This window comes from Microcoleus sp. A6-C6, assembly GCF_036705955.1.
In the GTDB taxonomy this organism is placed as follows: domain Bacteria; phylum Cyanobacteriota; class Cyanobacteriia; order Cyanobacteriales; family Microcoleaceae; genus Microcoleus.
In genome coordinates this window covers 1-10390 of the sequence record NZ_JAUBVR010000120.1, presented here as the reverse complement: position 1 = coordinate 10390, position 10390 = coordinate 1, and the positions used below count along the sequence as shown (strand labels likewise).

General features: G+C 45.7%; 10 protein-coding genes and 2 pseudogenes. 2 read left to right on the top strand and 10 right to left on the bottom strand.

Translation table 11 applies throughout. The annotated features are described in order from the left end of the window. Nucleotides 1-155 precede the first annotated feature (155 nt). Nucleotides 156-302: a hypothetical protein gene (locus QUB52_RS27460; RefSeq protein ID WP_265237006.1), complete on the bottom strand. Its 147-nt coding sequence runs from the start codon at nucleotides 300-302 to the stop codon at nucleotides 156-158. Nucleotides 303-305: 3 nt separating this feature from the next. Here QUB52_RS27460 and QUB52_RS27455 point away from each other — a divergent pair, with 3 nt between their 5' ends. Then, entirely contained in the window at nucleotides 306-1592 is a 1287-nt protein-coding gene (locus tag QUB52_RS27455; RefSeq protein WP_332975463.1) for a Glu/Leu/Phe/Val family dehydrogenase, read from the top strand. A gap of 147 nt (nucleotides 1593-1739) precedes the next feature. Here the strand turns inward: QUB52_RS27455 and QUB52_RS27450 are convergent, their stop codons facing one another. The 3 genes from QUB52_RS27450 to QUB52_RS27440 all read right to left on the bottom strand — a co-directional run bounded on the left by QUB52_RS27450 (nucleotide 1740) and on the right by QUB52_RS27440 (nucleotide 2876). Then, nucleotides 1740-2213: a hypothetical protein gene (locus QUB52_RS27450; protein ID WP_332975462.1), complete on the bottom strand. Its 474-nt coding sequence runs from the start codon at nucleotides 2211-2213 to the stop codon at nucleotides 1740-1742. Between the two features lie 9 nt (nucleotides 2214-2222). Beyond that, complete coding sequence (locus QUB52_RS27445) at nucleotides 2223-2579, bottom strand: hypothetical protein (RefSeq protein ID WP_265237000.1); 357 nt, start codon at nucleotides 2577-2579, stop codon at nucleotides 2223-2225. Between the two features lie 96 nt (nucleotides 2580-2675). Continuing rightward, entirely contained in the window at nucleotides 2676-2876 is a 201-nt protein-coding gene (locus tag QUB52_RS27440) for a helix-turn-helix transcriptional regulator (protein ID WP_265236998.1), read from the bottom strand. Between the two features lie 161 nt (nucleotides 2877-3037). Here QUB52_RS27440 and QUB52_RS27435 point away from each other — a divergent pair, with 161 nt between their 5' ends. Then, complete coding sequence (locus QUB52_RS27435; RefSeq protein WP_265236996.1) at nucleotides 3038-3256, top strand: hypothetical protein; 219 nt, start codon at nucleotides 3038-3040, stop codon at nucleotides 3254-3256. Nucleotides 3257-3316: 60 nt separating this feature from the next. On the opposite strand, the gene nrdJ (QUB52_RS27430) is transcribed toward QUB52_RS27435, so the two are convergent. The 6 genes and pseudogenes from nrdJ (QUB52_RS27430) to QUB52_RS27405 form a co-directional block, all read right to left on the bottom strand. After that, nucleotides 3317-4327, bottom strand: coding sequence for a ribonucleoside-triphosphate reductase, adenosylcobalamin-dependent (gene nrdJ / locus QUB52_RS27430; RefSeq protein ID WP_442923230.1), 1011 nt, complete (start codon nucleotides 4325-4327; stop codon nucleotides 3317-3319). 301 nt (nucleotides 4328-4628) lie between these two features. Then, nucleotides 4629-5873 (bottom strand): ribonucleoside-triphosphate reductase, adenosylcobalamin-dependent, encoded by a 1245-nt coding sequence (gene nrdJ / locus QUB52_RS27425; protein ID WP_265236995.1) that lies wholly within the window; start codon nucleotides 5871-5873, stop codon nucleotides 4629-4631. Nucleotides 5874-6078: 205 nt separating this feature from the next. Next, a complete protein-coding gene (locus tag QUB52_RS27420) occupies nucleotides 6079-6366 on the bottom strand; it encodes a hypothetical protein (protein WP_332975461.1) in 288 nt (95 codons plus the stop codon). 131 nt (nucleotides 6367-6497) lie between these two features. After that, the gene (locus QUB52_RS27415; RefSeq protein WP_332975460.1) at nucleotides 6498-8660 is read right to left on the bottom strand and encodes a DUF4394 domain-containing protein; all 2163 of its coding nucleotides are present in this window, start codon (nucleotides 8658-8660) and stop codon (nucleotides 6498-6500) included. 710 nt (nucleotides 8661-9370) lie between these two features. Continuing rightward, nucleotides 9371-9874: pseudogene (locus tag QUB52_RS27410) on the bottom strand (DUF6745 domain-containing protein); the annotation flags it as partial. Between the two features lie 84 nt (nucleotides 9875-9958). Beyond that, nucleotides 9959-10390, bottom strand: a pseudogene (locus tag QUB52_RS27405) (hypothetical protein); the annotation flags it as partial.

Below are 10390 nucleotides of genomic sequence, written 5' to 3'. Positions count from 1 at the left end.
CTGGCTTTTCGCTCATCTGACTACATTACCATATTTTTCGGCTCTCAATCAACTATTTTTTACCTGAATCCTTACGACAGCGCTTATGTAGAAGGCACTTATGCAGAATTAGACTGAAATTGTGATTAAATTATAAAGTATCGAAAAACCAGCAGCTAAGCCAAAACAATTAAATTTAAGACGCCAGCTAACCAAGAGCTTTCCGGCAAATTCTTCTCCTGTCTCCCCTCTTCCGCCTTCCCTCTTTCCTCTTCCGCCTTCCCTCTTCCTTCTTCCCTCTTCCTTCTTCCTTCTTCCTTCATCTTATGTCTGAATCATTATTTGCTGATGCCAGTCGCCGACTAGAAAGAGCCTTAAAATATGTATCCCTTTCCGAGGATACGATCGAGCGGCTCAAATATCCCAAATCCAGCTTAATAGTATCAATTCCCGTGCGGATGGACGACGGTTCCCTGCGAATTTTCCAAGGTTATCGAGTACGCTACGACAATACCAGAGGCCCGTCTAAAGGAGGAGTACGCTACCATCCAAATGTATCCCTCGACGAAGTGCAATCCTTGGCATTTTGGATGACATTTAAATGTGCGGTTCTCAACTTGCCCTTTGGAGGAGCCAAGGGCGGAATTACTGTCAATCCCAAAGAATTGTCCAAATTTGAATTGGAAAGGTTGAGCCGGGGCTATGTCGATGCGATCGCAGATTTCATCGGCCCCGATATCGATATTCCCGCGCCGGATGTCTACACCAATCCCATGATTATGGGTTGGATGATGGATCAGTACAATATTATTAAACGGCAGCTTTGTCCAGCGGTTGTGACAGGTAAACCCGTGACAATTGGCGGCAGTTTGGGCCGAGATACGGCAACAGCAATGGGTGCTTTTTTTGTAATTCAAACTCTCCTGCCCAAATTTAACCGAATTCCTGGCGAGACAACTGTAGCCGTCCAGGGTTTTGGTAATGCCGGTGCAGAAATAGCAGAATTGCTCTGGAAAGCAGGTTACAAAGTTGTGGCTGTCAGCGATTCCCAAGGGGGAATTTATGCGAAACAAGGGCTAGATATTCCCAGCATTCGACGCTTTAAAGAGTCTAACAAAGGTATCCAAGCTATTTACTGCGAAGGTTCTGTTTGCAATATTATCGAACACGAAATCTTGACAAATGAGCAACTTTTGGCCTTAGATGTAGACGTGCTAATTCCAGCAGCTTTGGAGAATCAAATCACTGCACAAAATGTTAATGATGTCAAGGCTAAGTTCATTTTTGAAGTAGCTAACGGGCCCATTGATTCAGATGCTGATTTAATTTTGGAAGCGAGGGGAATTCAGGTGATTCCTGATATTTTAGTCAATGCCGGAGGCGTAACGGTTAGTTATTTTGAGTGGGTGCAAAATCGCAGCGGACTGTATTGGACGCTAGAGGAAGTCAACCAGCGGTTGCATCACAAAATGGTCGAGGAAACAGAGGCAATTTGGAAAATATCTCAGGAATTGTCAGTTTGTATGAGGACTGCTGCTTACGTGTACGGGTTAAATCGACTCGGAGAAGCGATGAATGCGAAGGGAACGCGGGATTATTACGTAAACGGTTGAAGAGATAATACTGGGAAGTAATTGTAGGGTGCGTCGCCATCGACAATCCCTTGCATAAAAATCGACAATCTTACAGCGACGCACCTTACGAAATAGTTGAGGAAACAAACCGTTAGAGTCGATACAGGCGTTTCCTTCACAGGGTTGTCACCCCGTCAAGGCAATTATTTCACGGGGTGACAACGCCAGCAATTCTTCAATAGAGAAAGGTTCAGGTTGAGGAATTGCGGCTTCAGCGTCCATGAGTTCTCTTATTTTATCAAAAATCAAAACTGCTTCTGCTTCTCCGTCAGTTAGTCGATCGTAAAAATCAGGTATCGAAAACCAATGCTCAAAAGCAATCTCTAACAAACCATTAGTTGCTAATTGCACTTGCCAATATCTAGAATATCTGCCATCAATTATCTCAAATAACGGGGCTGGATTCTCTATAGGATAATAAGTATAGCGCTCATCGCAAATATAGTACCCTAAATTTCCTTCCCATTCAGAGATAGCATAGACAGTATACTCTTTACCGACTATCAATTTAAATTCAGTTTCTTTGGTAATGTCTAGCGGTGGATTTAGGTAATTTTCCGGCAGGTCTGCTCCTTTGTTGGCAATGCAGCGAATTTTCATATATTAACCTCACTGGTTTTTAGGTGCTATTTTAGGGTATGTACGTTTAATTTTGTACTCCACATTTTGCAGTGTGGAGGTATTTCTATACCAATGAATTTCAACGACATATCCCTCGATAATAGCGGTTTGGTTACTAGCCATTTTATACCAATCTTCAGGCTGACCGCCATAGTGGGCAACCAATCTGGGAGCATCTCCTAGTGGTCTCCTGGAGCCACCTTGAATCATGATGGCAGGTTGAGCCTTAGCGTCTTGCAGCAGTATTTGTTCTTGTAAATTGGTGGGAATATCATCTGGAATTGCACCTCTGATCATGTTGATATTAGTTACAAACTCTAAAAAAAGGCTAATCCAATTATACAATACCGCTATTGCACGCAACAAATACCGTAGGGTGCGTCGCTGTCGATAATCTGTCGATAGGCTTGAAAATTTCGCAGCGACGCACCCTACAAATACTTAATCTACCAGTTCATCTAAGGAAAGCTTCAGAAGGTCGCACAATGCTTTCGTCTGTTCTAGATACAGCTTTGGAATATGTCTGCCCGCTTCCCAATTTTTTACAGTGGTTACAGTCACGCCCAATCGATCGGCAACTTGCTGCTGCGTCAAAGACAGCGATTGCCGTCGCTGTTTGAGTTTTTCACCCACACTACTCATTCACTGTACCGATTTCAGAATTTCTATGGTTAACTTGACTTAACCCAAATTTGTCCGTAGTATGAGAGGAGAACATCGCGTTCGTCAGAAAGCCAGTGCATCCCGGCTACCAACCTATCAGCACTGGCTCTGGCTCCCATACGTAGGTCGACAAGTTAATTATGCCTTACAAAGAACGACTTTATCCTTGGATTATGGTTCGTTTGCTGCCCAAAATGCAGCGTGTGACAGTTGGTCAGTTTCGCACTCGATCGGATGCGGACGGTCATCTGGAGATTCTCCGTCGCTTGGTTCCTGGTGCGAAATTCGTGGTGATATTTAACCCCGACCTTCTAGAGTCCCAGCAACCTGACACTTGCTACATAACATCAGATCGGTAATTCTCAAAAAAAGAAATCCCCAAAACCAGGGGATTTCTCATATTTAAGCCAAAGCTAAATCTACTTAGTCTCAGGCATCAAACACTTATCAGAATCGCAGCCCGCAGGCCCCGAATCCATCATTTCACCCAAGTCATAACGACTCAGTGCCACCTGGAAAATATCAATTTGACGACGCACTAAAACGTCTTTCAACATTGTCTCGTAAGTCTCCTTTTCAATCGGTTCAAAGGGCAAACGCGGGAAAGTTTCCAGAGCATCAAACCGAGCCAAAAGTGCTGCGGAAATGTAGCCTTCGTCATCGCGAATCGCTTCATAAATCCGAGTACCCAAACTTTCTACTTCATTTTCCCGCAACTCAATCGTCGCCGAAGTGTTGTGTCTGACATAGAACTTTTGCACCTGCATATAAAAGTCCATTTGTGCGGCCGCAGAGAACTTGTTAATGTCAATTTCATCAGCACCGGGTAAGTCAGCCCAACTTACAGCAACGGGTATTTCTACCAGCCATTCTGTACAGCGTTCATCGAAGGGATTGTTCAGCAAATTGCCGTTTTCATCTTTGTCAGATTGAGACGGAATCACGTTGTATCCGTAGTCGATGCAGGCGAGGGCTACAGGGTCGTTTTTGCCGAAAGTGATTCGGCGAATGAAACGCTGGGCTTTGGGCGGATGCCACCCCGGAGAAGCGCCTGTCAGCAGAGATTTAGTACCCGATGGTTGCACGGTTGTGCAGCGATTGGGGCGTTTTAAGGAATGGCGATCGCAATAATCCCAAACTACCCGATTCACGGTCTCCCGCCAACCAGTCAAATACTCTTCTTCCCGCTGTTTAAACACGATTCCTTGCGGAGTTTGCGGGCGGCCTTCCACCCACCAGCGCAGCCACTCAACGCCGAAAGCATGAACGAAGAAATCGAACAATCCAGTAAAAGATACACCGACGATCGGGTCTAATTCGCGGCTGTATTGATAGCGCGGTTCAAGAAATTTGTGATTGAGAAGTACCGCGACAGATATAGCTGCGGCGGTGAAAGCTTCCTCTTGTTCTTTGAAATTGTAAGGGTCAATTTGATTGAGGTGAACCTCAGAAAGATTACAGTGGAAGTTAGAGCCGATGATTTCCAGTTATGTTACCCTAAAGGCTTTTTATCCTCTAGTTCTACAGATTCCATGTTCCCTGTAGCTCGGCGTACTTTTTCATCTACTTTAGTTGTAGATGCCCCGCACTCTTGCCAGGATTATGTTCTTCAATAAAGAAGGTTCACCTGGTACGCTCTACGGTGGTAAAGGATTTTTAATTCCCCTACTTACCTCGGAGTTAACATCTCAGTCTTCTCCGATTTTGCGAGGTTTTTAACGTGAGGCAAAATTACTTACCACACGGGTTTAAACCCAAACGAACTGACCGATGATCTAGTTCTTTATCCGTCATATTAGGATGACGTTCTTGCAACCACTGTTTAGATTTTCCTTCGTCGTAAGCTTTCAAAAACTCAAGTTTAAGACTCGGCGTTGAAAGTAAGTCAACGTTAGCTCTAGCTACAGCTTCGCCCGCCCACTGAATCGCACCTTCTCCGCTATAATACTGTTGGCGAACGGCATCAATACATTCTTCCCGCGTTGGTTTATGATGAAAAACACGAGAGTGATTTGCCATTCTCAAAGCATCTCGATCTGGGTCAATTTTCCAGTTGCCGTTTGCATCTTGTTGCCACAGATTGTTTTTAGCATTTGCCCCCAGTTGATCACTAGAATCAAACTGACGAATTCCCGCGCTCCTTCTAATATTTCCAGCGACGATAGTGACCGCAGCTTCGTCAATCAATACGCAGCATTCAACTGAATTTAACTGCCGCCCTTGAGCTTTATTCAAAATTGCCGCGCACCGCTGATAAAGGTCGGGCAATTTCACCGGATTTGCTACTCCGCCAAAACCTTTTAAAGGTTCTCCAACCGGGCGAACGTCGCTCAAATCGATGAAGATTTGAACTGATCCAGCAAATCTTTCATCTGTGGATAATTCCAGCAAAGCTTGATAGGATTTTACCCAACCTTGGCGGGAATCTCCGACATAAATTGTGGCAGTTTTTTCGTCTATTTTTACTTCGGTTTCTTGGCGGCGGGATTGAGCGGGTGTAGAGCCGATCGCACCTTGGACTGTCACGGTTAAGCGGTTGCGGATCGGTGGCAGTTGGTTGATGTATTGTGGTTCCAAGACTGCACCTGTGCCGCAGCCCATCATTGCCAAATCCATCAATAAACCAAAGGCCCGCCAGTCGATAATATTTGTTGACGAACAGTTATATGCGCCGGAAAAGTTCTCTGGCTGTTCGATCCATTTGCTGCCACCTACCCACAGCCAGCGGCCTGAAGCGAGGGTTTTGAGCTCGTTTTGCATCCGGTGCAGCAGTTGTGTTTCTTCGGGGGTGAGGTTTCCGAGCTTTTGGAGCCCCTTGACTGTTCGATCGCACACTTCGGCCCAAGTCTCCCGCCCTGTCTCGGTACGGCGGCTGTACGTCCTAAAAAATACTGGATTGGCTGCGGGTGCTGTTTCGGGGAAATCGGACAGGTTGCGTTTCTCGCGGGCACTCGATCGCTCTAATTCTCGAACCATAGGTTGTGTACTGACGTGTCGGAATATATCAAACTACGAATATACAACAGGATTCAGATTTAGGGTAAAAGGTTAATATATTTGACAATTTGCACTAGATATGGGGCACGGAAGTTGACAAGCTCGATCGCGCGATCGCCCAAAAACTTCACCAAAAAACCCGATTCCTTCCAGGAACCGGGTTAAACACAAATGTTGTTAATTGTCAATTCTTTGTCAATAAAAACTCAATATTCGGCAGCAGCGGGTCTTGAACAACCCCCACACCGTTAAATCCCCAACGTTCGAGTAGCTTTTTGACCTGAGAACCAGAAATCGATTCTACTCCGAATCGATCGGCAACATCCGCTGCGTGGGCATTCAGATAGCTCAAAGCGTCATAGTCTTCGCGAAAGATCAGCAGGTAACTCACCGCCGAATCTGGATTGGGACAAGCGCTGATATATTTGCCGTCAGCACGAGAGCGGAGCAAGTAGAAAACTTGAGATAACATCTTATCTTTGTTGTCAAAATAATAGATTAACTCAAATTGGGAATTGGGAATTGGGAATCGGGAATCGGGAATTGGGAATCGGGAATTCTCTTCCTTCTTCCTTCTTCCTTCTTCCTTCTTCCTTCCCCTATTTAAATCAAAGTCAGTGCTAAGCCTTTAAATCCCCTGCCATCGCCAATTTGACCTACAATCGAAGCTTGACCGGTCGTCAAATTGATATTGTACAGGCTCGAAACTCCGCCAACCTCGATCGCAGCCAAAGCCCTCTCGTTACCGCCCACACTCCTGACATCAAAGCCGATAACGGTACCAGCATCGACTCCCAAAGATCCGATCGTATTCAACACTCCATTATTCGGCGGATCTTGCCGCACCAAAACGTCTAAATTGCTGTCGATGGCAAACAAAGTTGTCGAATTTACCCCAGGCAAATTGTTAGTATACGCAGCAGCCGCCACCCCCGGAGAATTTCCAAAATTGCGATCGCCCGCAGCATAAGCCAAATTCCCGTCGAGTTGAATTCCCCCCGTCAGCGTGTCAGTATCCACAACTGCCGCTGTATCCGGGTTGAGGCGGGCGTTTTGACCAGCTTGATTGACAAACCGAATTCGATCCACCGTCGGATTGAAATCAAAACCCGCAGCCCCCGGAGTCACACCAACAGGAAATTGCCCGCTACCGACTTGACTTGCAGCCCCAGTCACGGGATCGATCGCGTACAAGCGATTGCTAGAACCCACACCGTAAAGCAAACCGTTAGCGGGGCGAAAATCAATTCCCAGCAAACTTTCTCCCGGCTGCAACCCTGTAACTGCCACGTCGCTGAGAATAGCCCGCGGTGCCGCCTCATTAAAACCGACAATTGTTTCGGCGCCATTTCTGACAGTTAAAGCGTAAGCTGTAGGCAAAGGCAAAGCCAAACCGTTAATCTGTCTCCCGTCGGCAATTTGACCGACAAAGGAAGCTTGACCGCTACTTAAATTGATATTGTACAAGCCGGAAATGCCCCCAACTGCCAGCGCCGCCACTGCGACATCGCGGCCGCCAATACTCCTAATATCAAAGCCGAGAACGCTAGAAGCATCAACTCCCAAAGATCCGATCGTATTCAACACTCCATTATTCGGCGGATCTTGTCGCACCAAAACATCCAAATCGCTGTCAATTGCAAATAGTGTGGTCGAAGTTGCCCCTGCAAAATTGTTAGTATACGCAGCAGCCGCAGCCCCTGGACTTGACCCAAAATTGCGATCGCCCGCCCGGTAAGCCAAATTCCCGTCGAGTTGAATTCCCCCCGCCAGCGTGTCAAAATCCACAACTGCCCCGTTATCGGGGTTGAGGCGAGCGTTTTGACCCGCTTGATTGACAAACCGAATGCGATCGACTGTCGGATTGAAATCAAAACCCGCAGCCCCCGGAGTTAGAGGAACAGCAAACTGCCCGTTACCCACTGGACTTGCTTCCCCAGTCATCGGATTGACAGTATACAAGCGATTGCTAGAACCCACACCGTAAAGCACACCGTTAGCGGGGCGATAATCAATTCCCAGCAAACTTTCTCCCGCTTGCAATCCAGTCACAGGAAAATCTGAGATCACACTTCCCGGATTGGAAAGACTAAAACCGACAATCCGATTAGCAGGAGTTAAAGCATAAGCCGTTGTCCGCGGTGGAGGCGGGGGGTTGGGAACAATGCTGTTAATATTATTAGTGAAATTGGCCGGACCGATCGAACTTTGTCTCACCCCTTTGAGAGTCGCGAAGAATTCTCCAGTCACCCGGTCTTGAATAACAGTATCGTTTCCAGCTTCCAAAATATTCAAGTCGCTAAAACTGACACCTTCGCCCAAACCGATTAAATCTGTACCTGGTACAAAATCGGCGATCGCGTCCGCGTTTCCCAAATTAACACCGCCGCTGGTACGGAAAGGTTCAGCCTCAGCGTAGCGCCTCAAAACAAATACGTCTGCCCCGTCTCCGCCTATGAGGACATCAGTATCTCGATCGCCCGACAAAACATCATTCCCGGAGTTACCGGATATGGAATCGCTGCCTTTTCCGCCAACTAAAAAATCGTTACCTTCTCCGCCGTTAATAGTGTCGTTATCTAAATCTCCAAAAATCGAATCTTGACCTAAGTTTCCCTCAATTAAATCGCTTTGCTTTCCTCCATAAATGCTGTCATTACCAGAGTTTCCGGCAATGGTGTCATTGCCCATTAAACCAAAAATCAGGTCATCTTCTGGAGTTCCGGCTAGCAAGTTTGCTTGTGCGTTGTCTCTTATTTCTGCCATGCTCTAATCACCCTCTAATTTTGATACTTCCGTTGCCTAACGGCGGTGGTATTCTCAGTCAAAACATCACAAATTCGCACTTTTAGGATAGTTTTTCTTATTTTCGGCTGTAGGGGTTGGTTGCCATAAAAGTATTACACGCAGCTAAAATGATACATAAACCCTCCCCCCGATTCAAATAAACCCACTCCTAAATACCGCTCACTTAACCGTATTTTATAGTTGGCTGTGTAGCCAAGGGCGATCGCAGCTCAACTGCAAACAGGCAAGCTGAAATTTTTAGCGGTGCGAACTTATGAAATTTTGTACTGCGTTCATTAGTAATATACGCTGAATCTCTAATTTTGGATCTGTAAAGTCAAAAATTATTTTTAAACTTTAATCTTAAAGCCTCCGAAGGCGGGCTTTTTGTGTGTAGTGGCGACAACCATCGCTCAATATAAAGTGGATTATAAATGCGGAATTGGCATAATAAGTGGAACAGTCGTCTGAAAAGGAGTTAAGGTTTCCTGCAAGGGTTTAAACCCCATGCCACAATCGGGGTTTCACATTAAGTTGACACCAATTAGTTTTGCCTGGGAACCCAAAAAAGCAGTTTTTTCGCTTCTTCTTTCTTCCTTCTTGCTCAGGACTTACGCAGGACTCAGGCAAGCACACATTGCGACTGCTAATCAAACTTGATTTAATTATATACTGCCGCCGCAACTAGATCAAGTCTGCACGGAAAATTCCTCTGCATCAATATCCCAATTTACCCAGCGAATTGCCTCCCTAGCTGATGTCAGGTTAGGCGGCACTCTCAAAGCGTGAATGAATCCCGTACTCGGACAAGTCATTTTTAACAAACAAATCGACTCTACATCGGCATTATCTATTTGTAATAGTGCATATTCCTGCCAACTATCTATTTGTTTTGCTGACAACTGTTGACAAATGCGATCGTAGCCAATTCCTTGAATTAACACTCGCCTCAGTTCGGCATTCTCTTCTGTTAAAAGCCATTGCGATTGCCATTGATTTGGGTGGACTTTGCCGTATTCTTCAGGCAATTTGACACCATGATAATAGTAAAAATTTCATCCATCTGCAAACTCGATCGCAGGTTCTGCTTCCGCGTGCAAGCGGTTTTAACTGTCAAAGCGCAGGTGGCGGGGGCGATCGGACACATAACAAATTTTTTCAAAGGAAAATATCCAACCGCAATGCTCTAAAAGCAGCTTTTTGCAGCGAAGTATTTCTTGTGTATTTTGGGAAATATTGACGCCTAATGAAGAGATATACCAGTGCGCCAAATAGATTTACTTAAACAAAGTCGTGGGGGTTTTAGGGGATTTAAGGGATAACAAATGATTAGGAAAAACATTCCCCATCGTTTGTTCCGATCGCACGTAGCTTTCAACCAATTGGTACATTAGCAAACTCAGTGTGGTGTCTGCTTCGGACTCGATCGTCATGCTATCGAGCTCATAGTTCCACAGGCCCGGACTTGCAAATTCTCCCACAGGGGACATCCATTTCTGGTCTAGATTTATCCCCAATCTATTATGGTAGCGTTTGAGCAAGTTGAAGATTTGGGGATAAGCGTCGCGGAGACTGTTGCAAATAATAACTGTGGTAATTTGATTGTCGTATAGAATCAGTGTTGTCAGATTGTTGATACTCCCCACTGATGAATCAGGGGGATTCTTGACTAAGACCACAAAGGGACTTTCAAAGGCGTTATCAATGTG

Bases quoted from the DNA above. Each gene is read 5' to 3' on its own strand.
- QUB52_RS27420 (WP_332975461.1), bottom strand. From the start codon at position 6,366: ATGTTATCTCAAGTTTTCTACTTGCTCCGCTCTCGTGCTGACGGCAAA.
- QUB52_RS27415 (WP_332975460.1), bottom strand. From the start codon at position 8,660: ATGGCAGAAATAAGAGACAACGCACAAGCAAACTTGCTAGCCGGAACT.
- QUB52_RS27450 (WP_332975462.1), bottom strand. From the start codon at position 2,213: ATGAAAATTCGCTGCATTGCCAACAAAGGAGCAGACCTGCCGGAAAAT.
- QUB52_RS27455 (WP_332975463.1), top strand. From the start codon at position 306: ATGTCTGAATCATTATTTGCTGATGCCAGTCGCCGACTAGAAAGAGCC.
- QUB52_RS27440 (WP_265236998.1), bottom strand. From the start codon at position 2,876: ATGAGTAGTGTGGGTGAAAAACTCAAACAGCGACGGCAATCGCTGTCT.
- QUB52_RS27435 (WP_265236996.1), top strand. From the start codon at position 3,038: ATGCCTTACAAAGAACGACTTTATCCTTGGATTATGGTTCGTTTGCTG.
- QUB52_RS27460 (WP_265237006.1), bottom strand. From the start codon at position 302: ATGAAGGAAGAAGGAAGAAGGAAGAGGGAAGAAGGAAGAGGGAAGGCG.
- nrdJ (WP_265236995.1), bottom strand. From the start codon at position 5,873: ATGGTTCGAGAATTAGAGCGATCGAGTGCCCGCGAGAAACGCAACCTG.